Source organism: Anditalea andensis (assembly GCF_000714815.1).
GTDB classification, from domain to species: domain Bacteria; phylum Bacteroidota; class Bacteroidia; order Cytophagales; family Cyclobacteriaceae; genus Anditalea; species Anditalea andensis.
On the sequence record NZ_JMIH01000021.1, the window covers coordinates 198,364 to 221,271 of the forward strand.

A 22,908-nucleotide genomic window follows, 5' to 3' on the forward strand; every position below is an offset into this window, starting at 1 on the left:
AATCATGTTAGATAAAGTACCAGGCTTACCTTTTCGCCAGATAATAAAGCATAAATCAATACAGAATTTTATTTTTTTAGCTGTCATTCAGGCATCCAATATTCTGATATCTCTGATTTCTATGCCGTTACTGATCAGCTCTATTGGGGTAGATCAGTTTGGACTGGTAAACCTCGCCCTTTCTGTCATCATGTTAGGCAACATTTTAGTAGGGTTTGGATACAACTTAAGTGGTCCTCGGGATGTGGCGATCCATCATAAAGACAAGGTGATGCTTTCACACCTTGTTTCCAATATAATTTACAGTAAGGTAATGATGGCTGCAGTGGCAGCTTTAATTATTTTTATTGCTATTATCGGTTTTGACTTTTTTGAGGAATATCAGATGATATTGGCCTTTTCTGTATTGTTACTGTTTTCAGAGGCTATCATGCCTTTATGGTTTTTTCAGGGGCTGGAGAAGATGAAGCTGATCTCCATAGCCAATGTCTTTAGCAAACTTCTTTTTCTTATGGGTATAGTATTGTTTATCCATAGTCCTGAAGCATCTATATGGGTTAATTTTTTATTGGGAGGAACAGCTTTATCGGTCAATATTTTGCTTTTGGTTTATATCCATTATGAAATGGAGATTTTATTTTACAAACCTAAATTTTTCCAGATCTATTTTTCTTTAAAAAGAAATGTTCTACTTTTATTATCAAATTTTGCTACGCATATATCCATAAATAGCGGACTTATCATTTTAAGTTTTTTTTCAGCAGCAGAAGATTTGGGCATGTACAGCTTAGCTGAGAGAATTGTCATGATCTTGAGAATTTTTCCTTCTCTAATTGTTCAGGCGATATACCCAAATGCTGCCAGAAAACATCAGGAAGGAATACATTCGTTTATTAATTTTGCGAGAAAAATTTATGGGTGGTCTATACTGTTAGGGTTTGTCATCTCCTTAGTGACCTATTTTATAGCACCCTTTATAGTTTTTTTTCTATCTAAATCTGATCTTCCACCGGCAGTCATGTACCTGAAAATACTTTCATTTATCCCCTTTTTGGCCTGTTTAAACATAGCAAATATTCTCATGCTATTGGTGACGGACCAAAAGGACTTATTATTTAAATCTAGTTGGATTACATGTTTGTATATGTTAGGTTCATCATTAATTCTGACTGATAAGTTTGGAACGGTAGGACTATGTTATGCGCTATTGAGTACTGAGATTATAGTATTTATAATTAGTACAATCATACTTTATACCAAGCACAGCGTAATAACATTCAGACTTTATAATTTTAAATAATATTTTCAAAAGAAATTAAGCAATGTACAAGTAATGGAAATAGAGTAGCTAGAGTCATGGTAAATTCCACCTTTCCTTTCAAAAGGAAATTGTAAACACATGAAATATCCATGACGGCGGCCCAAGCGAGATTCCATTCCGACTTGGTGCAGAATAAATTATGACCGTTAAAATCAAAATATAACCAGATGAAATCTAGCATGAAGTAAGTCTCACACAGTGGAATGATTATATCATCTACGAGATACCGTCCCGGGCACACGTTATGACCTTGAAAAACTAATTAAAAACGGATGAAATCAAAACAAGATTGGAAAACATTTGGAGATGAAGATCCATTTTATGGGGTATTATCAGAAGAGAGATATAAATATAAAAACTTCAATAAAAATGGTCGTGCTGAATTTTATAAAACTGGATATCAATACGTAGAAGAGTTAAAAAGCAGAATAGAAAGTAAATTCGGTCACGGAATCTTAGATATGGATGTACTTGATTTTGGATGTGGCGTGGGAAGGTTGACACTTCCGTTTGCACAACAAACTACGGGAAAAGTCATAGGATTGGATGTTTCTCCGGGAATGATAAAGATAGCCGATGAACAAAGAGATATTCACAAATTTAAAAATCTCACCTACCACGCCTATTCTGGCATAGATATTCCAAATTTTGGTACTTTTGATCTGGTTAATTCTTATATAGTGATCCAACATATAGAGCCTTCCATTGGATATCCGCTAATCGATCAGCTATGCAAAATGGCCAAAATCGGTGGCATTGTTCATCTTCAAATGCCCTATGGGCACAATATTCCTATATTAAAGTATTTAAAATTTTATTTGAAAGTCCATAGCGATTTTTATAATAGATTTACTAATATGGTAAAGACAGGATCATTTACCAGAACTCCAGTGATGCAGATGAACTATTATAGCAGTGATAGTCTTGAATCTATATTTAAAAAATATACTGATATAGTACACAAAGAACCAACTGATCACGGAGGCCATCTTGGCAATTTTTATTACTTCAAGAGAATAAAATGAACTTATCAACCCTTAAAACCACACCTTCTGTTGCCATTATTATAGTTAATTGGAACAGTTATGCTCATACTAGAGGATGTTTGGCTTCTTTGAGGAAAGTTTCATACAATAATTTTAAGGTCGTTGTAGTAGATAACGGATCACAAGATGGATCTGATAAGAAGTTAGAAGATGAATTTGCTGAGATCATTTTATTGCGAAACAACGAGAACAAAGGTTTTACAGGTGGGAATAACAGAGGTATAGCCTATGCATTGGATCAGAAATTTGAATATTTAATGCTTCTTAATAATGATACTGAAGTGGAGCCAGATTTTTTAGACGAATTACTGAAAGTTATAGAAGGAGATACAAGCATAGGTGCCATTCAGCCGAAGTTTTATTTTTTGAATAATAAAGATAGAATTTGGAATGCTGGAGGGATAATTATAAAGAGCATTGGTTTGATCAGGACTATAGGAGAAAATAAGAAGACCAAAGGTAAATATAATCAGCCAAAAGAAACTGAATGGATCACCGGATGTTGTTTTATGGTAAGGGCTGAGATTATTAGAAACATTGGAGGGTTAAATGACAGGTTTTTCATGTATTATGAAGATGTGGAATGGTCGCTGCGTATACGTGATGCTGGTTTTAAATTGGAATATTGCCCAAGTGCTGTCGTATATCATGAAGCAGGAATGTCTAATAAAAATAAATTAAAAAGCAAAGAGGGATACATAAACCCAGTAGTTCATTTTTTAGCATCACGAAATCATTTGCTTATTTTAAGAAAGTACACACCTTGGTATCTCGTTGTTCCGGTCATTCTTTTTCAATCTATTAAATACGGGACTATACTTACTTATTTTTTGGTCCGAAGTAGGTTTAAAAAACTTAGATCTGTCTTACTTGGTCTTAAAGAGGGGCTTTTCAGTAATATGATTTGATAATTTGGGTGTTGGATTGTCATATTAATTAATCTGTTATGAAAATCTACAAGCAGTAGTGTTACGTAAGTATAATATAATATATTTAGTTTGTATATTGCAGGCTTAAATCAGAGTCTAGAAAAAATCGTTAAATGCAATCAATTGTTATAACCGGTGTCGCAGGATTACTCGGTTCAAGATTGGCAGATTGGTTTATCCAATATAAGCCAGAATATAAAATCATAGGGATAGATAATCTGATGGGCGGCTATGAAAGCAATATACATCCAAATGTTGAATTTCATAAGATTGATATTGCCAGTGGTGATTTATCCCATATTTTTGATGGAAATGATGTGAGTTATGTTTATCATTTAGCAGCCTATGCGGCCGAAGGTTTAAGTCCTTTCATTAGAAAATTTAATTATAACAATAATCTCATTGCCACAGCCAATATCATTAATAACTGCATTAAAGCAGAGGTAAAGAGGCTTGTATTTACCTCTAGTATGGCAACATATGGAGTTGGTAGTCCACCTTTTGATGAAAATGATCTACCTAATCCCATTGATCCGTATGGAATAGCGAAGTATGCCTGTGAAATGGATATTCGTGTAGCAGGAGAGCAACATGGATTGGACTGGTGTATCATCAGGCCTCATAATGTATATGGAATTAAACAGAACATTTGGGACAGATATAGAAATGTACTAGGGATATGGATGTATCAAAAGTTGAATAATGAACCTTTTTCAATTTTTGGGACAGGGGAGCAGGTTAGAGCCTTTTCATATGTTGATGATATATTAGAGCCGCTGTGGAAAGCAGCCTCTATAGAAAAAACTTCCAAAGAAATCATTAATCTTGGTGGCACCAAAGAATATTCCATTTTTGAGGCATGTGAGACCCTATCAGAAGTGGTAGGTGGACATGAAATAAAATATCATGAACCCCGCCATGAGGTGCAGATGGCTTTTGCTACTTTTGAAAAATCGCAAAGGTTGCTAGATTATGAAGACACGATTTCTTTGAAGGATGGATTGTCCAGAATGTGGGATTGGGCCCAGGAGCAACCGCACCGTAGGAGATTTACGTGGGAACAGTATGAATTGGATAAAGGGATTTATTCGTTTTGGAAAAAGTAAGTTTTATGTATTCGATGAATGGTAAACTTTGAAACTAGAATCTAAATTTTTCTTGATTTCTAATTTGTCTGTCGGAATGAAGTGAAGTTTACCTCATCTTTTTAGAATAATTCTAAAGGTTACCGGAAAGGCATGGTCAATTATTTTCATATATTATCTTATTGCTACCATGAATACATTTGAGGATATTCTTATCTGTCCAAAAACTGGTGAAAAATTGAACCTGGAAGGGAGCAAGTTGATTTCAAAGTCGGGTATCACCTATCCCATAGTCAATGGCATTCCTATATTGATAGATGATGACCAGAGCATTTTTAAGCAGGTAGACTTTACATCGTACAATAGAACTTTTTTTAGTAACAGTCCTTTTAAAAGAGCCATTTTTAACTTGATTCCTACTTTAGGATTAAATTATGCTTCAAAGAGAAACCTAAAAAAGGTGGAACAATTGCTGGTTTATTCTGATCAAAAACCTCGGGTTTTAACTGTGGGAGGTAGTATAGAGGGAGAAGGTGCTCAAGCGTTTCTTAATTCTCCCTATTTAGATATTATTGATACCGATGTTACCTTTGGTCCTAGGACGAAGATAATATGTGATGGTCATTCTCTTCCGTTTATGGATTCTTCTATGGATGTGGTGGTCATACAGGCAGTACTCGAGCATGTCCTTGATCCAGTACAGTGTGTAAAAGAAATACATAGGGTATTAAAACCTAATGGTATCGTTTATTCCGAAATTCCTTTCATGCAGCAGGTGCATGGTAAAGCATTTGATTTTACCAGATTTTCATTTTTGGGCCAGAGAAGACTTTTTAGGAATTTTGAGTTAATAGATATGGGACCTACAGCAGGACCGGGATCTTCCCTTTCATGGGCATATGTGTATTTTTTAATGGGCTTTTCAAATAATTTCTATATCCGCGTAGCGCTGCGTTTATTTGGTACATATACCTCTTTTTATTTAAAATATTTTGATCTCCTTACCAAAAATAAAGCCAGCACACTTGACGGTGCTTCTGGAATTTATTTTCTTGGCCGCAAAAGTGAGATTATCCTTGATGATACTGCCTTGATAGCCAGTTATAAGGGAGGCTTTCGCTCCTACTTCGCCTAAAAACATGTTACTTTTATCAGTTATAATGTATGTGGCAGCGTTGCTATATTTTACTTTAGATAAAATTATCTTTAAAGGTAAAAGCGAGTGGACTATAATTTTTTTGTGTCTCTACATGCCTTTTTATACACTTATATTAAGTATTGTATATTCCGCGACTGAATCCACTGCAGTCATGGCTTTCTTTCAATATCTTAAAGAAATAGTAATATCTTTGGGATTAATATCTTTTTTATTATATCAAAAAGATATTTTTGGATATGCTATTCGGCTCAATGTAGTTGATAAACTTTTCATTGCATTTTTGTCCTTATTCACACTCTATCTATTTCTCCCATTGGGTGAAGCCACTTTTTTTAATAAGCTATTTTATTTTAAGAATACGCTCATTCTAGGTATAATTTATTTTTTTGGAAGAATTGCAGATTTTTCCAAAAATCAACTTCACCTATTGTTTAAATGTATTATGGCAATTTCAATCGCTGCTTTTGTAGTCAATGTAATAGAAGCAGGTATATTGCATAGACATCTACAGACATATACAGGATATGCTGAATATAATTATGCAGTTAATAATCAGGAAGTGAGTGGTAATTACGGCCTAACTTGGACGTTTGAAACGCAGTCTACCTCTAAAAGATTAGCTTCCTTTTTTGCAGACCCGTTGGAACTGGCCAGTTCTATTATGTTAGGATTTGCTGTAGGTTTAATTTTTTATCTTACTTCGGAAAGAAAAGATTATTTCCTTTATGCAGTCGTAATGCTATGTTCTACTGCTAGTTTATTTTTCTCATCCTCCAGGGCAGCTTTTGCTGCTTTCTTTTTTATGTTATTTTATATAGCTATTGTATTTAGGCTTTATAAGCTGATTATAGCTGGGGCATCCCTTTTAGGCTCCTTTATACTTTATGTACTTTTTTTGTCTTCCGATGATTTTTATTATTTTGTCGTAGATACCATCACTTTTCAAAACGCTTCTAGTGTTGGCCATGTTATAGAGTGGCTGGAGGCATTGGATTCTATGATAGCTAATCCAATGGGTATAGGTCTTGCCATGAGTGGCAATGTGGCAAGCGTGACAGATGAATTGAGGATAGGGGGAGAAAATCAATTTTTAATATTTGGTGTACAGTTAGGCTTTTTAGGCATGTTTTTATATATACTTTTGCTTGCTTGTGCTATTGTGATCTCTATCCGTGTTTTCCGGTTAAGCCCTGACACTAATGCTGCTCGTATTGCATTTGTTGCTGCCTCTGTAAAAGTGGGGATGCTGTTGCCCCTTTTTACGGCTAATGCTGAGTTGTACATGTATGTATCATGGATCACATGGTGGATGGTAGGATATAGTGTTAAAGAATATAATAAAATTAAATATGCCTCTACTTTACTATTATGAAGAAAAAGGTGCTTATTGATATATATTACCTGCATGTAGCCCAGACAGGAATAAAAACCTATACTGAAACACTGTGTAGTCAAGTGCTGACTTATGGTGGAAATGAATTTGATTTTATAATTACTCCGGATCCTGATAAGATCAAGAAGAGTAAATTCTACAAGGGAAAGACATCTAGATGGAAAAACCTTCTTTTTCAGACATTATATTTTCTGAGGAAGCAGCTAGTGGTTCCTATAATGAGTTACAGATATAATGTAGATATAGTGTTTTGTCCGGATATCATGATACCACTTTGGGGCAGGGGTAAAATGATATCCGTTATACACGATGCTTTTTTCTGGGAGAATCCAACACATTATCATCGGCTTTGGCTAAAATATTTTGTTACATTTTTAAAATGGGGATTAAGTAATAAGGGACATGTTGTTACCATTACAGATTTTTCTAAAAAACAATTGAAGAAACATTTGGAAGTAGGTACACAAATGTATGTAGCTTGGCCTGCCAGCAATTTATCTGCTTCTAATTTGTATATGGATCTACCTGATTTAATAGGATCTCCTTATTTCTTACATGTTGGGGTTCTGGAAAAAAGGAAAAATATATCTCTATTAATTGAAGCTTTTGCACTATTTGTAGTGGATCAGCCGGAATATAAACTCGTACTCGTAGGACAAAGCGGTCCAAGAAAAAACCTTAATGATCACGAGAATCTCATTTATCTTATTAATCATCTAGACATTAATGATAAAGTAATCCTGACAGGGCACGTAGAGTTGAAAGCTTTGCAAAGTTATTACAAGCATGCTGTAGGATACATTTTTCCTTCCAAAAATGAAGGCTTTGGACTGCCGGTCCTTGAAGCATTTTCCTACAAACTGCCGGTTATCATCACACCGCAAGGCGCATTGATGGAGGTAGGAGGAGACGCGGTTCTTATAGCTGAACCTTATCCAGAAGATTTGGCTTCGAAGATGTTCTTATTGTCAGAGAATGAAAATTTAAGAAAAACGCTTGGCCAACTAGGTAGCCAGAGACTAACAAATTTCACCCCTCAAAAGTTTTTTATAACTTTGAAGGATATTTTCAAACAGGTTCTTAATGAATAGATTTTTAGACAAAATCCTTAACAGCTTTACCGATATAGACTTATCTGACAGATTTGGGAATGGTTGGGATACTGCTTCCACCTTGGGGGTAATGTTAAGAATGATGAGATGGTATATCAGAGGTTTAGCGCATAGGTGGCGGTTTAAAGAATCTTCTGCATTATTGCTGATAGGCAAAAATGTGATCCTGCGTCAGCCTTCCTATCTTACTGTTGGTAGTAATTTTATTGCACAGGACAACTGTGAGATAAACTGTTTATCAAAAAGGGGGTTGGTGTTTGGAGACAAAGTGACGGTGGGTTCTTATGCCATTATTAGACCGACCAATCTTTATGGTGGAGAACCCGGTGAAGGATTGAAAATTGGAAATAATTCTAATATAGGCGCTTATGCTTATATAGGATGTTCAGGTTATATAGATATTGGAGACAACGTCATGATGTCTCCGCGCGTAAGCATCTATTCTGAAAACCATAATTTTGAAGACATAGCATTTCCTATGATTGAACAAGGCGTTACAAGGTCATTTGTTAAAATAGAAAATGATTGTTGGATTGCTTCCAATAGCATAATCCTAGCAGGAGTAACTGTAGGTAAAGGTTCTATTGTAGCGGCAGGTAGCGTGGTGACGAAGGATGTACCACCCTTCAGTATAGTAGGTGGTAATCCTGCTAAAATTATTAAATACAGAACTAACTATGAGTAATACTCACAAATCCATCTTAATACTTCACAGTTCATCGGATTTATATGGAGCTAGTAAAATCTTATTGACTACAATCAAAATTTTTAAAGAAAATGGATTCATTGTGGAAGTTGTTTTATCTGAAGAAGGCAGGTTATCTTATGCTATACGTGAAGAAAGTATTAAAGTCTATATCATAAGATTAGGCATTCTCAGACGGAAATATTTTAATATAAAAGGTATATTCAATAGAGTTTTTGTTGTAAGTAAAGCATATAAACAGCTGCTTAATATAATTGAGAAGGAAGATTTCACCCATATTTATTCCAATACCACAGCTGTATTGGTTGGTGCATTAGTAGCTAAAAAAACTAAGACGTACCATATATGGCACATTCATGAGATCATAACAAACCCAATGTGGTTTACTAGAATAATGGGATCATTTGTAAATCGATATAGCGATTATGCTATAGCGGTGTCAGAAGCAGTAAGTCAGTATTGGAGACCCTATATTTCAAAAGAAAAGCTAAAAGTGATATACAATGGTATAGACTATACTCCTTATCTTTCTCCAACAAAAAGCTTTAGAGAATTGAATGGCATAAATCAAGATGTATTATTGATAGGAATGATTGGTAGGATTAGTGCTTGGAAGGGGCAATTGTACTTCTTGGACATAGCTGATCAGATAGTTAAAAATTATTCCAATGTTCATTTTTTAATAGTAGGAGATGCTTTTCCAGGTGATGAGCATTTATTGACGGCTTTGAACAAGAAAATCTTAAAGCTAAATTTGGAAAATGTAGTTACCGTTCTTGATTTTCAGCAAAACGTATCTTCGATTTATGAAGCTTTGGACATATTTGTACTGCCTTCTATAAAACCTGATCCATTACCTACTGTAGTCTTGGAAGCAATGGCGTCTGCTAAGGCTGTAATTGCTACTGGTCATGGGGGTGCTTTGGAAATGGTATTAGAGGGAAAAACTGGTATTTTTATACCTCATGATAATGCTAAAGCAGCTTACCAAAAAATAAAATTGCTGCTAAGCGATAGTTTGTATAGGAACAATTTAGGTCATAATGGTAGAGAAAGGGTTTTAAAAGCATTTTCTGAAGATTCTTTTAAAATAAACATAATGGAAATTTTTAAAGATACAGAGTCGAAATGAAGGACAATAGAAAAACAAGAGTTGCCATCTTAGGATCTCGAGGCTATCCATATGTATATAGTGGATATGAAACATTAGTAAAAGAAATAAGTGAAAGAATGGTTCAGCGGGGATTGGATGTTACAGTATACTGCCATGCCTCATTATTTGATAAAAAACCAGTTACAGTAAAAGACATTCGATTAGTATATATTCCTGCCATAGAAACAAAATCTTTAACACAACTTACTCATACATTTTTGTCAATGATTCATGCCTGTTTTAAAAGATATGATGTAATATTGATGGTAAATAGCGGAAATGGACCTTTTGGTTTATTATCAAGAATTTTTCAAATACCTACTGCTATTAATTTGGATGGATTAGAATGGGATAGGCCTAAATGGAAAGGTTTAGGAGCCAAATATTTTAAATTGGCTAGTAAGCTGGCTACCAAGCTATATGACGTGCTCATCACAGATTCTTATGAAATGGAAAAGATATATAAAGAACTATTTAATAAAAATTCAACCGTAATAGCCTATGGAGCCTACCCAAGTATTAAATCTAATTATACTAAAATTCAAAGATGGAATTTAGTACCAGAAAGTTATTTTTTAATAGTTGGGCGATTGGTTCCTGATAATAATGCGGACCTTATTATAGAAGGATTTGTCAAATCCAATTCATGCCGAAAGCTTGTGATAGTGGGGGATGTGCCCTATCAAGATGCTTATTCAGAAAAAGTTAAAAGCATACAAGATGAGCGATTATTATTTACTGGATATGTTACCGATCCAGAAGAATTGGCTGCGCTTTATCATGATTGTTTTGCCTATTTTCATGGCCATGAATATGGAGGGACCAATCCTACAATGTTAAAAGCCATGGGATATGGGTGTGCTATATTAGCCTTAGATACTCGGTTTAATCGTGAAATGCTTCAAAATGGTAAGCATGGATGGTATTTTCAAAAAAACAAATTATCAATAAAAGATGTTGTGGAAAGGGCTGAGACAAATACTACAGACATTCATAAGTTGAGGATAACTGCAAGGGAAGGTCTTACGAAAATGTATGATTGGGACCATGTAACAGATCAATATGTAGAAGTATTTGAAAGATTGGCAAAGAAAAAAAATACTTTCACCTAAAAGATATTGCAAGACAGCATCCCTAGAAATGGAAAACAAAAGCTATTTATCCTGATGAACTACAAATTATCTAAAATAAGCTTATTTAGAACTTTGCAAGTATTAGCGGATAGTTATACAGCTTTAATAGTAGCCATTTTCGCCTTTATGAAGATGTTTCTGATGTAATATGAAAAAATGAATGTCAGAATGTAATAGTATATCCGGGGTATTAATTTAACGTAAGAAATCTAAGATTAGCTTTAGGGTATATAAGTATAAACAATTTGGTATATAAATAGTAATTTTAAATTCTTTACATTTACAGCACAGATTGCCAATGTTTTATAAAATCTTCCGATTTAAAAGGAATAATTATTGATATTACTGTGTAAATTGCGGCTTTAATGTGAGAGTTAATATCTTTTATGGCTAAACGCTTTTATAAATACTTTCCATGGTTATTTGCTATTGGAGATTCATTGATTATAATCCTTTCGCTAGTTTTTTCGAAAGTAATTTTAAATTCATTTTTCAATGGAAATTTAAATACTGAAGTTTACCAGGTAGGTTTTATATTATTTTGGGTACTTATAACTTTGATTAGGAAAGACTATAAATTAGGAAGAACTACAGATTACAGCTTTACGCTTTATAGGTTGTTCCAGTCGATGTTGTGGTATGTGGCAATAATATCACTTATATGGGTATTGTTTCAAAATCACACATTAAGTAGACAGTTTCTTTTTATCTATCTCAATATATTATGTTTGTTACTCAGTTGTTACCGGGTAGCAGCTCATATTGCATTAAAACAATATAGGGCCATCGGTGGTAATTATAGAAATGCCGTTATAATCGGTAAAGGGGGCACTAGCAATAAATTAGCTCATATGTTCCGCTTTCGTAAAGATTTAGGCATTAATTTTCTTGGATATTTTGATGATTCTTTTAACTGTATTGAAACTCACGGAAAATTAGAAGATTTTTATAAAAAAGCTTCAGGAATGGACCTTGATCTTATATATGTAAATGATAGTCTTAGAACAGATAGTATTAAAGAAATAGTAAACTTTGCTGATGACCATTGTATTAAAGTTAAAATTATACCTAGTGAAAATTTACAACTGGAAAAGCATCTTTCATTTTCCAAGTATGGAGATTTTTTTGTAATTAATGTAAATGAAATCCCACTCGATAATTCATACAATAGGTTTGCTAAGAGATCATTTGATGTAATATTCTCCTCGCTTATAATAATTTTTATATTAAGTTGGTTAATACCATTGGTTGGTATACTAATTAAATTGGAATCTAAAGGCCCTATATTTTTTGTACAAGAACGTAATGGGGAAAATAACCGAGTATTTCGATGTCTTAAATTCAGATCGATGAGGCCTAATGAGTATGCAGATGTGCTACAAGCACGAAGAAATGATCCTAGAGTGACCAGATTTGGAGCTTTTCTCCGGAAAACATCTTTAGATGAAATGCCACAATTCATAAATGTCTTATTTGGTGAAATGGCTATTGTGGGACCAAGACCTCATCCTGTACCTTTAAACCAAAAATACGTTCAAATTATAAAAAAATATAATACACGTCATAAGATAAAGCCAGGTATTACTGGATTAGCTCAAGTCAAAGGATATAGAGGAGAAATTGAGCAACCTTACCAGATTCGGTCTAGAGTAAGGTTAGACTATTTTTATATTCAAAACTGGACACTTTGGCTAGACATAAGTATTGTGATGAAAACCATTCATGAATTGATATTTAACAGAGATAATGCTTATTAATCGATGTTTGTTTAGAAATTAATAAAAATGATTAAATTAAAGTGCCTACCCTATTAGTGACAGTCTTTTAATCGATAATATTACATATTTAAATATTTAGGGATCATAAAGTTATTTTTATACCGGAATGGAACTTAAGGATATTGCCAGGTTGACCGCAGTCAAATAAGTCCTTATCTAGCAACCCTTTCTGCTTACCATTCCGCCGGGAGCTCTGAAAGACATAATTGTTTATCTATACAAGCCATATATCAAACCGATCGTGATGGGTAAGTAAAACAAGCCGGTGCGGACTTACTTACATAGATAAACTGGAGTTTAAGGCCTTCAATGAAAGTACTAGGTTAAAACTGTCATTAGCCAAGCACAAAAAATTTCTCGGACCTGCCATACAACTTGGCACCGACAGGATCTATGCGATAAAACAGCAAAAGTAAGTTCTGTATTGCCAATAAGATATTCACCAGCTTTCCCTAAAAAAGCCCCAAGAAGCACAGTGAGCCCGAAAAGATCCTGAGTTCAGAAATCACCATACAGTGAGCCATCGGCATGAAAGGGGTATTCGGTATCACCAATGAGTTCTACGGACTGATAAAAATCAGAGTGAAAGCAGAGAAAAGTGAAAAATTAATGACCCTGTTTGGAACAATGGTAGCAAATGCGTCACGATAGCCAAAAGGAGAGCCCGCCAAAGCTGAAAGCACCCTGGAACCAAAAAAAAAGCTTTACTGGGATAAGTGTCCCCATACCACCAAAGTGCTAAAATTCAATAAAAAATGAGGAATAAATTGAATATATCCTAGTCAAAATTGACTTAAAAAAAATCTCCCAAAACAACGTATAAAAGCCAACTAAGTTCTTAAATAGTTCTTAGTTGGCTTATATAATGAATTTTCCAAGAAACCCTTTAAATAAAGTATCCTAAATTTTCAAAAGCGCTTCTAAAAATGTCATATTCTCTCCTTTTTTCTTTAGTATCAACATCGGTGTTTCGTTATTGATCTGTATAAGCTTTTCGGCTACACTGCCCAGTAAATAAGCTGCTGACCCAGTCCTTCCCCTACTCCCCATCACAATCATATCTTTTTGTAAGTTCTTAGCTGCTGCCATTATATAGTTGGCTGCGGGATCATCTTCTTTCAGGACAAAATGGCAATCATAGTGCTGTAGCTTATGGTGCTGGATAAAAGTTTTGTATTCTTTGTGGGCATTTTTTTCCATGATCTGTGCAAATTCATGGTAAGATTTACCTGTTTTGTAATAGCCCTTGGGTACTTCATAAATATGGATGCAGGTAATTTTTGCATGGAGTTCACTCGATAGCCTTTCCACAAACTGAAGGGTTAGGTAGCTGTGCTCAGAAAAATCTACTGGGACCAGTATGTTTTCAATTTCCTTGATTTGGACATTTTCTGTAAGGAAAAGGACTGAACAGGGAGATTTCTGTGCTAGATTTTTAGCTAGAGTGCCATAACCATCTAGTTCCGTTTTCCGACCCATGATTAGGAGATCAATATTTTTGATTTTTGCCCACCTCAAGATAGTTTCCATGGGATTTCCTTCTTTTACGCTGATGTCCACTTCCACATCCTCCGGTATGGATGCTTTAACTTTTACTGCTATATTATTTTTGATGGCCTCATCCACAGGAGCAAGTAGGTCAGGATAGGCTTTTGCCACATCTTCAGGCAGGGTCAGGTCTTTTTCTACATGTACAAAATAGATTTTATCTATACCCAATACAGCTACCATTTTTGCTGTTTTTTCTATAAGCGTATTATCCATTTCGGTAAGGTCAAGCCCTACCAGTACCTTGCGAAATTGTTTCATGTCTGTGAAAATTCTAATTTTGGTCTAATTTAATTGATTACCGCGTGTTTAATGATGATAAACAAAAAATAATTTCCAATAATGGCAAAGCAAATTGGTAAATACTTCCTAGCTATAGTACCGAAAGGGGATATTCAAGAACAAGCTACCCGGATGAAATTGGAATTAAAAGAGAATTTCAATATTAAATATGCCTTAAAATCCCCTTCCCATGTTACCCTAAAGATGCCATTTAGATGGAATGAAGCAAAAGAAGAGAAGTTGATAGACAAATTACAGATTTTTTTTGGGGATAAGGAGGGATTTAAATTGACTTTTAAAGGGATAGGGAGGTTTGGGAGAAGGGTAATATATATCAGGGTAGAGGAACAAGCTCAACTTATAAAAATGCAATCAGACCTTTCTACCTATTGCAGACATGAACTTAAGTTGGTTGAAGAACTAAGCGATAAGGCTTATCATCCCCATATGACGGTAGGTTTTAAAGATTTAAAAGACCAACATTTTGATGGTTGTATGAAATTATTAAAAGATAGGGGATTTTTTGAAGTGATGGATGTCCAAGAAGTGGCACTGTTAAAAAAAGAAGGATTTAGCTGGACGGTTGTTCATATGTTTGGCGTAAATGGGGAATATAGTAAAAATTGATCTATAGAGGGCTTTAATAAAAAAGAATGTTTTAAATTATAGAATAATTGATAATATAATTATTTGAATAAATAATAAAAATTTTTTTTATATTGTGTTTTGGATTTTAAAAAGGTTTTTATTTGGTAGGTAGTAAAATTGATAAATTTTGATTTAAAATTAAATTCTTTTTTTTCTAAAATATTTATTTAATGCATAGAAAATGGTTATAAAATCTATTAATTATAAAATTTTATTTCTTATTTCTCTTTTGCAGGTAAATTGGTAATAATTGTAAAACATTCTTTTAACAATTTATTGTCCAAGTAAAATTCAATTTTAAGTGATTACAACATTATTTTTCTATTATTTTAAGATAATTATGAAAATTTTTATAACTTAGTTAGGATGTTGATTTGGTTTTCATCGTATTTAGCCAAATAATATAATTTAAAGTAATTATGCAAGGTCCCAGGCGTTTTGGATCTTATCAAGAATGCATTTATAATTGTTAAATGAATTGTTAATAAACCTTAATTTAAAGCACATGAAGAAAATTTTACTATGCTTTGTGATGACCCTATTTACAGTATTATCTGTAGTGGCGCAAAGCAGGACGGTAACTGGAAGGGTTACCTCCGAAGATGAGCCAGAGGGGGTTCCTGGAGCCAATATCTTGGTAAGGGGAACATCCTTGGGAACTGTGACAGATATGGATGGTAGGTTTTCACTGGATGTACCGGAAGGCCGTGATGTATTGGTAGTGAGTTTTCTTGGCTACACTACTCAAGAAGTAAATATTGGGACTAGAACGCAGTTAGACATTGTCATCAGAGCGGATGTACGGGCTTTAGGTGAAGTGGTCGTTACCGCACAGGGTATAGAGCGGGATGAAAGATCCCTTGGATACTCTGTTCAGTCAGTGCGCGGAGATGCCATATCCCAGCGTTCAGAGCCAAACGTTCTGAATTCGCTTCAAGGAAAAGTAGCCGGTGTTACGATCGGTGCTGCTTCGGGAGCGCCTGGAGCATCCACTAATATAAACATCAGAGGTATTACTTCCTTTACGGGCAATAACCAACCTTTGATTGTAGTAGATGGAATTATCTTTAGTAATGATACCGACAATACACAAAACACCTTATTTGGTTCTCAGCCAGCTAACAGGTTAGCAGATATTGCCCCTGAAAATATCGAATCTATCAACATACTGAAAGGCCCGGCTGCCTCAGTATTATATGGATCCAGAGCTTCAGCGGGTGCTATAATTATAACAACAAAGACAGGAAGAGGCCTTGAAGATAGAACGGAAATCACCGTGACTTCCTCTTTTAATTTGCAGAATCCAATACGTCTTGCTGAATTGCAGGATCAGTATGGTCAAGGAACTCAAAGCAATTATGTACCTACTGTTTCTCCTTCTTGGGGCCCAAGATTTGGAACACCTGGATTTGAAACAGTTGAAAATTTGCAAGGAGAAATTGTACCTTACCGTGCTTATCCAAACCACTTTGACCAGTTTTTCCAACAAGGCAGAATTTATCAAAATGGGGTAAGTATAGCTTCCGGTAACATCGATGATAATTTTATTGTATCTATGAATACCACCAATCAGGAAGGGATTATCCCTAACAGTAGATTCGATCGTTACAATGTACAAGTAGGTGGTAATAAATTGTTGAACAACGGAGTAAAAGTAGGCGGTACTGTTACCTATGTGAAGTCTTTCCAAAGAAACTCTACTTCAGGTAACGCTGGGTCACCTTTAGGTCAAATTACCAGGATCCCCAGATCTTTTGATTTGATTGGTAGACCTTTCCAGGATGAATTGGGACAAAGTATCTATTACACTGATGCTCAAAACCACCCATTGTGGAGCACAGAGAATGAGATATTTGAATCTAACGTGGATAGGGTATTTGGAAATATCAATGTAGGTTATGATTTCACCGATTGGTTAAATGTATCCTATAGAATTACTGCCGATACTTATACGGACAGAAGAAATCAGACCTTAAGGATAGGTTCTGCCCGTGCCCCACAAGGAGAATTAGCCGATGAAGCTTTGTTTAGATCAGAATTGAACGGAGATCTTTTGATCAATATGCATAAGGCGGGAATTTTCTTTGAAGGTTTAAATGCTAATTTACTATTAGGACAAAATTTAAACCAAAGAGATTTTCAAAGAATCGGTGTAGTGGGTGAAGGCCTTACTATCCCGGGATTTGATAACGTGAGCAATGCCTCTGTTTTTACCAATTCCTTAGAATTAACCACTAGGAGAAGATTGGTAGGACATTATGCCCAGCTAAGCTTAGATTATAGAGAGTATTTGTTTTTAGAATTATCTGGTAGGGTAGATCAGTCTTCAACTTTGCCGCAGCAGAACAATGCTTATTTCTATCCATCAGCAGCGCTGAGTTTCGTTGCTACGGATGCATTGGACATTGAAACTGAAACCCTTTCATATATTAAATTAAGGGCTTCTGCTGCCAGAGTAGGTAGGGATGCTGATCCTTATTTGCTTCAGACTTTGTTTGTATCTGGATCTTATGGAAATAATGTTGCCAATATAAATTTTCCATTATCCGTAGGGGGTGCTAGTATACCCGGTTTTGGTGTAAGTACCAGGATAGGTAGTATGGATCTGACCCCGGAATTTGTAACTTCCTATGAAGTTGGGTTGAATTTAGGCTTCTTTGAAAACAGGTTCGGATTAGATATCGCCTATTTTAATACGGTTAGTACGAATCAGATATTTAATGTAGCCATATCACCATCTACGGGATTTGATACAAGAACCACCAATATAGGTGAGATGAGAAACAGGGGTATAGAAGCCATGTTATCTGCTACCATCATCAATACGCCTAGGTTTAGATGGGATGCCAATTTCAACTTCACCAGAATCAGGAATGAAGTTACGGCCATAGCACCTGGAGTTACTAACTCTAACATTCCGGGTGATAGTTTTTCAGGAATTGCTCCTTCTATAGCGGTGGGCCATCCTTACGGTGTTATTATATCCACTGCTTTTCCTAGAAATGCTGCGGGGGAACTATTGATAAATCCACTTACGGGTACGTTTGCCCCAGGTGTTCCAGGTCAAGTAGTCGCGAATGTACAGCCAAACTGGCTAGGGGGTCTGACGAACAACTTTACTTTTGGGAACTTCATGTTATCCACACTGATTGATGCTAGAATTGGCGGAGAGCTTTACTCTTTTGGCCAGGTAGATTTAAGAACTGGTGGACATATAGATTACACCGGTATAGACAGGGACCAGCCAAGAATACTGCCCGGTGTAATTGAAGTCGAAGAGGGGGTTTACCGGCCTAATAATATCCAGATTCCTGCCGAAACCTATTTTGGTGCTGGAGGGTTAGGAGGTCTTGCCTCTGAAGGAGCCGTATTTGATGCTACCGCGATCAGATTAAGAGAAATAGCCCTTAACTTTACTTTGCCATCTAGATTCTTGAACAATACGCCTTTCGGTGAAGCTTCGATTGGTGTGAGTGGTCGAAACTTATTGTTCTGGGCTCCAGGCTTCCCTACAGACCCGGAACTTAACACACAGGGAGCAGGTAATATTCAGGGAATGGATCTTAATGGGCCTCCACAGGTACGTAATTATGGTGTAAACTTGAGATTCACACTTTAAAAACAATGAAAATGAAAAAACTCATATATATATTGGGAGCAGTAATATTTACTGCTTCTACAGGATGTTCAGATTTTCTGGATATAAATGAAACCCCGAATAACCCTGTAGCGGTAACGCCTAATGTGTTATTACCGGTGGCTCAGGCGGGTACTGCCTTTGCCAATAACAATGAACTGAATAGGTTTGGATCCACTATTACAAGCGTCACTGCTGGTGCGGGTAACCTCCCTGCCAGATATGATATTTATAATTTAGACGGATCTGATTTTAACAATCAGTGGAGATTTGAAATTTATAATGGTGCTTTGATTACCTATGAAGAAGTTATAAACGCTGCGACAGAAATAAATTCGCCATCTTATATAGGTATTTCTAAGATAATGAAAGCCTATACTTGGGCCCTAACTACTGATGTATGGGGGGATATTCCTTATTCGGAAGCTCTGAGAGGGGAAGAAATCGTTCAGCCAAGATTGGATTCTCAAGAGGAAATTTACATGGGCGGAGAGGGTATCCAAAGTTTATTTGATTTAGTCCGCGAAGGTCTGGCAGATTTGGATCAGGAATCTTTGACAAATCCAGGAACCGACGATCTGGTATATGGGGGTGATCTGGAGCGCTGGAGAAGGGCCGGGTATTCTTTAATGTTAAAAATGGCCAATACGATCAGTAAGGTAAGGCCTGATGAAGCGAGGCAGATTATAGAAGAGGTTCTCACGGCTAATAATTATATGCTTTCCAATAATGACAATTTATCCGTTACTTTTGGTTCTGCTGTTGGTAGTAGGGCGCCGATCTATGAATGGACATATGTGTCAATATTTGAAAATGATATGATGATCAGCACCAGATTTGTCAATAGATTACAACAGCTGAATGACCCAAGGCTTCCCATATTTGTCACCAGACCTAACGGAATCTACGTGACGATTGATAATGGCTTTAGAGGAACCTTACCTCAGCCTCAGGACACTTGGTCTAGGTTCAGTGCTTATGCCACCGGCCCAGGTGGACAAGGACCGGTGAGATTAATCACTTACGCCCAGACCCAATTTATATTGGCTGAATCAGCACTTATGCTAGGCACTCCGGGTAATGCTCAGGATTACTATCAAACAGGCATTAGAGCTTCGATGTCTCTGGCTGGATTAACTGATGAAGCTATTAATGCCTATTTTCTGGCCAATCCAACAGTCGTTACACTAAGCGGTTCGCAAGAAGAGAACCTTGAAAAAATCATCACCCAGAAGTACATTTCTCTTTTTGGAAATGGAATTGAGCAGTGGAATGATTGGAGAAGAACTGGTTACCCGGTATTGCCGGACCATCAGAATGTGGTGGGAATTGATGGAACTAGACCTGTAAGAGCTCAGTATGTAAATCAGGAACTTGAAAGAAATCCTAACTTCCAGATTGTTTTACCAAATGTACCAGTTTGGTGGGATGTTACTCAAAACTAAATTTTAAGGCAATGAAAACAATATTTAAAAATATATTAGCAGCCGTAATCTTTCTAGGTCTTATATCCTGTGAGCAAGATTTTGGGCAATTTAACCGGGATAATCGTCCTGAAGTTCCCATAACCTTTCCTAACGCCACTACTTTTGGATTTGATCCTTACATAGTCGTTTCAAATGCAGGACCGGGTGATATCCAGTTCGTTCTGGAAATACCGGAAAATTCTGGTCGTACGATACGGGAGATCACTAGGGTATCAGCAGGCGCTACGGCATTAAATGCCGGTTCTCTCAATACTGCAGGGACTTATGTAGAAAATCCTATTCCAGGGGATGGAAATCAAGTAGTTTTTAATACTACTTTGGAAGAATTTAGAGCTAGAAGACCTAATGTTACCAGTACTCCTCCTGCAGCAGGAGGGTTTACAGAGTTGGCATTTTTCTTTCTTGTTACATTGGATAATGGGGAAGAGATTGTTTCAATGAGAGCTCGGGTGAGAGTAACTGAATAATTAAAAACAAAGCCCTTGGATGATTTCAAGGGCTTTGCTTTTTATTACACATATACTTGGGAAGAATGAAAAGCTTTTACAGATTTATTATTGTCAGTACTGTACTTATGGGTGCATCAACTAACATTATTATAGCCCAAGAAAGAGCACGAACGCAGTTTCAGGAATATAGTACAGGACCCGGATCGTTTATTCAGGGTATACCGGTGACTAAAGCCCCATTAAAAGGAACAGTCTATCTATATGAAAATTATTCTCCCGGAATTCTGATTACCACTGATGAGGAAAAGGTTAGTGATGTTAATTTACGGTATAATATCCAAGATCAAAAAATTGAAATGCGAAAGAATAACTTGGACATTCAGCTTAATAGTAGATTGATTGATTCTTTTCATATTTTAAATGATAGTGAGGCTGAATTTATAAATGTTTTTAGTCTTCCAGTGGATCAAAATCATGGTTTGGACGGATTTATGCAGATTTATGGAAATGCTGATGGCCAAATGTTACTAAAGCGCTGGTATCTTAATATAAAAAAGGCAAATTATAATGTTGCCTTAAGTACCGGAACTAAGTATGACGAAGCCATAGTAAAAAGTGAGATGTTCCTGGTTTCAGATAATCAGCTTATTTCATTCCAAGGAAAAAACAAAGAGATAAAAAGTAACTTCCCAAATAAAAGTAAAGAGCTTATAACTTTTGTAAAAGCTAATAAGATCAAATTTAAATCTAACGAGGATTATATACTATTCTTTAATTATTTTTCGACTTTAGATTAAAGTCATTTATATGATATCAGTAAATATTAAGCGTTTTTATATTCTATTTCCTAATTATAATTAGTTTATTTAGGTATATATTGTCATTTTAAGTTTTGTATACCTTTTATAATAATGAGAAAAACTTTAGTGTTCGCATTCGTATTATTGGCCTTCCAAACCTTTGGACAACAGCAGGGAAGTGCCCATTCCGGGTCCGATCAATTTTGGGAGCAGTTAAAAACTCACTGCGGTAAATCCTATGAAGGCGCACTGACCTCAGCCACTCCAAATGATACCTTCACAGGAAAAAAACTGGTGATGCATGTAAGATCCTGTGACGAGGAGAATGTGATCCGGATTCCTTTCTTTGTAGGAGATGATAGGTCCAGAACATGGGTATTGACCAAAAGGGATAATGGGACAATCGAACTTAAGCATGACCACAGGCATGAAGATGGAAGTCCTGATAAGGTAACTATGTACGGAGGAACAAGTCCGAATACAGGATCAGCTAAACTTCAATATTTTCCGGCCGACCAGGAAACTACTGATTTGATAGATTATGCTGCTACCAATGTATGGTGGATAACTTTGGATGAAAACAGTTTTTCTTATAATTTGAGAAGGGTGGTCAATGATAATCACTTCTCCGTAAAATTTGATCTCACCGAGGAGGTAGATACACCGGCTGCACCTTGGGGAGCTGAGTAAATAATCGGGACTTAGTATCCAAAATACCTTTTTATAGATATAATTTTTTTACTTTCTTATCTTCCTAATTTGTTGAAAACTTTACTCACCCATAGCCGTAAGCACCAGCTTTCTGCTCCCACCATGATTGCGGAATTCACACAAATATACACCCTGCCAGGTGCCAAGGTTAAGTTTTCCACGAGTAACGGGTATTTGAAGACTATTTCCTAATAAACTGCTTTTTATATGTGCAGGCATATCATCTGGGCCCTCATAGGTGTGGATAAAGTGTGGGTAAGTTTCCGGAATGAGGTCATTTATAAAGGTTTGGAAGTCTATTCTCACTGTTGGATCAGCATTTTCATTTATTGTGATTCCTGCTGAAGTATGTTGGATAAATATGTGTAATATGCCTTTATCAATTGACTTTAAGTCTGAAAAGTTATCCACAATTTCATCTGTGATCAGATGATACCCTCTTGGGTATGGTTTTAATTTTAATGTTTTTTGTATAACAGTCATTTTCTTTAGTTATTAATAATTCATTGAATTTTAATATTTGCCATTGTA

At 35.8% G+C, this 22,908-nt stretch carries 19 protein-coding genes; 17 read left to right on the forward strand and 2 right to left on the reverse strand.

What is annotated here, in order from left to right; all coding sequences use genetic code 11:
• Positions 1 to 4: 4 nt before the first annotated feature.
• From EL17_RS12750 to EL17_RS12805, 11 genes are all read left to right on the forward strand, one after another.
• Positions 5 to 1,300: an oligosaccharide flippase family protein gene (locus EL17_RS12750; protein ID WP_035074535.1), complete on the forward strand. Its 1,296-nt coding sequence runs from the start codon at positions 5 to 7 to the stop codon at positions 1,298 to 1,300.
• A 293-nt stretch (positions 1,301 to 1,593) separates the two neighbouring features.
• Positions 1,594 to 2,346, forward strand: coding sequence for a class I SAM-dependent methyltransferase (locus EL17_RS12760; protein ID WP_035074540.1), 753 nt, complete (start codon positions 1,594 to 1,596; stop codon positions 2,344 to 2,346).
• A complete protein-coding gene (locus tag EL17_RS12765) occupies positions 2,343 to 3,275 on the forward strand; it encodes a glycosyltransferase family 2 protein (RefSeq protein WP_035074543.1) in 933 nt (310 codons plus the stop codon). Before EL17_RS12760 ends, EL17_RS12765 begins: the two co-directional genes overlap by 4 nt.
• Before the next feature lie 134 nt (positions 3,276 to 3,409).
• The gene (locus tag EL17_RS12770) at positions 3,410 to 4,402 is read left to right on the forward strand and encodes an NAD-dependent epimerase/dehydratase family protein (protein WP_035074546.1); all 993 of its coding nucleotides are present in this window, start codon (positions 3,410 to 3,412) and stop codon (positions 4,400 to 4,402) included.
• 169 nt (positions 4,403 to 4,571) lie between these two features.
• Positions 4,572 to 5,516, forward strand: a complete 945-nt coding sequence (locus EL17_RS12775) for a methyltransferase domain-containing protein (RefSeq protein WP_035074548.1) — start codon at positions 4,572 to 4,574, stop codon at positions 5,514 to 5,516.
• Positions 5,517 to 5,982: 466 nt separating this feature from the next.
• Positions 5,983 to 6,912: an O-antigen ligase family protein gene (locus EL17_RS12780; protein ID WP_316932664.1), complete on the forward strand. Its 930-nt coding sequence runs from the start codon at positions 5,983 to 5,985 to the stop codon at positions 6,910 to 6,912.
• Complete coding sequence (locus EL17_RS12785; RefSeq protein ID WP_035074552.1) at positions 6,909 to 8,024, forward strand: glycosyltransferase family 4 protein; 1,116 nt, start codon at positions 6,909 to 6,911, stop codon at positions 8,022 to 8,024. The genes EL17_RS12780 and EL17_RS12785 overlap by 4 nt, the downstream gene beginning before the upstream one ends.
• Complete coding sequence (locus EL17_RS12790) at positions 8,017 to 8,730, forward strand: acyltransferase (RefSeq protein WP_035074555.1); 714 nt, start codon at positions 8,017 to 8,019, stop codon at positions 8,728 to 8,730. The genes EL17_RS12785 and EL17_RS12790 overlap by 8 nt, the downstream gene beginning before the upstream one ends.
• Positions 8,684 to 9,883, forward strand: a complete 1,200-nt coding sequence (locus EL17_RS12795; RefSeq protein ID WP_240485992.1) for a glycosyltransferase family 4 protein — start codon at positions 8,684 to 8,686, stop codon at positions 9,881 to 9,883. Before EL17_RS12790 ends, EL17_RS12795 begins: the two co-directional genes overlap by 47 nt.
• Positions 9,880 to 11,016 carry a DUF1972 domain-containing protein gene (locus EL17_RS12800; RefSeq protein WP_035074559.1) on the forward strand — a complete coding sequence of 379 codons (1,137 nt, stop codon included), beginning with the start codon at positions 9,880 to 9,882 and terminating at the stop codon, positions 11,014 to 11,016. Before EL17_RS12795 ends, EL17_RS12800 begins: the two co-directional genes overlap by 4 nt.
• 407 nt (positions 11,017 to 11,423) lie before the next feature.
• A complete protein-coding gene (locus EL17_RS12805; protein ID WP_035074561.1) occupies positions 11,424 to 12,794 on the forward strand; it encodes an undecaprenyl-phosphate glucose phosphotransferase in 1,371 nt (456 codons plus the stop codon).
• 921 nt (positions 12,795 to 13,715) lie between these two features.
• Here the strand turns inward: EL17_RS12805 and EL17_RS12810 are convergent.
• Positions 13,716 to 14,624 (reverse strand): universal stress protein, encoded by a 909-nt coding sequence (locus EL17_RS12810; protein WP_035074563.1) that lies wholly within the window; start codon positions 14,622 to 14,624, stop codon positions 13,716 to 13,718.
• 81 nt (positions 14,625 to 14,705) lie between these two features.
• Between EL17_RS12810 and EL17_RS12815 the strand changes: the two genes are divergently transcribed.
• The 6 genes from EL17_RS12815 to EL17_RS12840 all read left to right on the forward strand — a co-directional run bounded on the left by EL17_RS12815 (position 14,706) and on the right by EL17_RS12840 (position 22,356).
• Entirely contained in the window at positions 14,706 to 15,272 is a 567-nt protein-coding gene (locus tag EL17_RS12815) for a 2'-5' RNA ligase family protein (protein WP_035074566.1), read from the forward strand.
• A gap of 526 nt (positions 15,273 to 15,798) precedes the next feature.
• On the forward strand, positions 15,799 to 18,912 hold the full coding sequence (locus EL17_RS12820) for a SusC/RagA family TonB-linked outer membrane protein (RefSeq protein WP_035074568.1): 3,114 nt from the start codon (positions 15,799 to 15,801) through the stop codon (positions 18,910 to 18,912).
• Between the two features lie 11 nt (positions 18,913 to 18,923).
• On the forward strand, positions 18,924 to 20,375 hold the full coding sequence (locus EL17_RS12825; RefSeq protein WP_035074685.1) for a SusD/RagB family nutrient-binding outer membrane lipoprotein: 1,452 nt from the start codon (positions 18,924 to 18,926) through the stop codon (positions 20,373 to 20,375).
• A gap of 11 nt (positions 20,376 to 20,386) precedes the next feature.
• The gene (locus EL17_RS12830; RefSeq protein ID WP_035074570.1) at positions 20,387 to 20,884 is read left to right on the forward strand and encodes a hypothetical protein; all 498 of its coding nucleotides are present in this window, start codon (positions 20,387 to 20,389) and stop codon (positions 20,882 to 20,884) included.
• 65 nt (positions 20,885 to 20,949) lie between these two features.
• Entirely contained in the window at positions 20,950 to 21,663 is a 714-nt protein-coding gene (locus EL17_RS12835; protein WP_035074572.1) for a hypothetical protein, read from the forward strand.
• A 114-nt stretch (positions 21,664 to 21,777) separates the two neighbouring features.
• Positions 21,778 to 22,356 carry a hypothetical protein gene (locus tag EL17_RS12840; RefSeq protein ID WP_035074574.1) on the forward strand — a complete coding sequence of 193 codons (579 nt, stop codon included), beginning with the start codon at positions 21,778 to 21,780 and terminating at the stop codon, positions 22,354 to 22,356.
• Between the two features lie 81 nt (positions 22,357 to 22,437).
• On the opposite strand, the gene EL17_RS12845 is transcribed toward EL17_RS12840, so the two are convergent.
• Positions 22,438 to 22,860 (reverse strand): secondary thiamine-phosphate synthase enzyme YjbQ, encoded by a 423-nt coding sequence (locus EL17_RS12845; RefSeq protein ID WP_035074576.1) that lies wholly within the window; start codon positions 22,858 to 22,860, stop codon positions 22,438 to 22,440.
• Positions 22,861 to 22,908 lie beyond the last annotated feature (48 nt).

Excerpts from the sequence above, each read along its gene's own strand:
- EL17_RS12780 (WP_316932664.1), top strand. The coding sequence starts at position 5,983 with ATGGCAATTTCAATCGCTGCTTTTGTAGTCAATGTAATAGAAGCAGGT.
- EL17_RS12775 (WP_035074548.1), top strand. The coding sequence starts at position 4,572 with ATGAATACATTTGAGGATATTCTTATCTGTCCAAAAACTGGTGAAAAA.
- EL17_RS12845 (WP_035074576.1), bottom strand. The coding sequence starts at position 22,860 with ATGACTGTTATACAAAAAACATTAAAATTAAAACCATACCCAAGAGGG.
- EL17_RS12790 (WP_035074555.1), top strand. The coding sequence starts at position 8,017 with ATGAATAGATTTTTAGACAAAATCCTTAACAGCTTTACCGATATAGAC.
- EL17_RS12810 (WP_035074563.1), bottom strand. The coding sequence starts at position 14,624 with ATGAAACAATTTCGCAAGGTACTGGTAGGGCTTGACCTTACCGAAATG.
- EL17_RS12825 (WP_035074685.1), top strand. The coding sequence starts at position 18,924 with ATGAAAAAACTCATATATATATTGGGAGCAGTAATATTTACTGCTTCT.
- EL17_RS12770 (WP_035074546.1), top strand. The coding sequence starts at position 3,410 with ATGCAATCAATTGTTATAACCGGTGTCGCAGGATTACTCGGTTCAAGA.
- EL17_RS12820 (WP_035074568.1), top strand. The coding sequence starts at position 15,799 with ATGAAGAAAATTTTACTATGCTTTGTGATGACCCTATTTACAGTATTA.
- EL17_RS12760 (WP_035074540.1), top strand. The coding sequence starts at position 1,594 with ATGAAATCAAAACAAGATTGGAAAACATTTGGAGATGAAGATCCATTT.
- EL17_RS12835 (WP_035074572.1), top strand. The coding sequence starts at position 20,950 with ATGAAAAGCTTTTACAGATTTATTATTGTCAGTACTGTACTTATGGGT.
- EL17_RS12785 (WP_035074552.1), top strand. The coding sequence starts at position 6,909 with ATGAAGAAAAAGGTGCTTATTGATATATATTACCTGCATGTAGCCCAG.
- EL17_RS12840 (WP_035074574.1), top strand. The coding sequence starts at position 21,778 with ATGAGAAAAACTTTAGTGTTCGCATTCGTATTATTGGCCTTCCAAACC.
- EL17_RS12765 (WP_035074543.1), top strand. The coding sequence starts at position 2,343 with ATGAACTTATCAACCCTTAAAACCACACCTTCTGTTGCCATTATTATA.
- EL17_RS12800 (WP_035074559.1), top strand. The coding sequence starts at position 9,880 with ATGAAGGACAATAGAAAAACAAGAGTTGCCATCTTAGGATCTCGAGGC.
- EL17_RS12830 (WP_035074570.1), top strand. The coding sequence starts at position 20,387 with ATGAAAACAATATTTAAAAATATATTAGCAGCCGTAATCTTTCTAGGT.
- EL17_RS12805 (WP_035074561.1), top strand. The coding sequence starts at position 11,424 with ATGGCTAAACGCTTTTATAAATACTTTCCATGGTTATTTGCTATTGGA.
- EL17_RS12750 (WP_035074535.1), top strand. The coding sequence starts at position 5 with ATGTTAGATAAAGTACCAGGCTTACCTTTTCGCCAGATAATAAAGCAT.
- EL17_RS12815 (WP_035074566.1), top strand. The coding sequence starts at position 14,706 with ATGGCAAAGCAAATTGGTAAATACTTCCTAGCTATAGTACCGAAAGGG.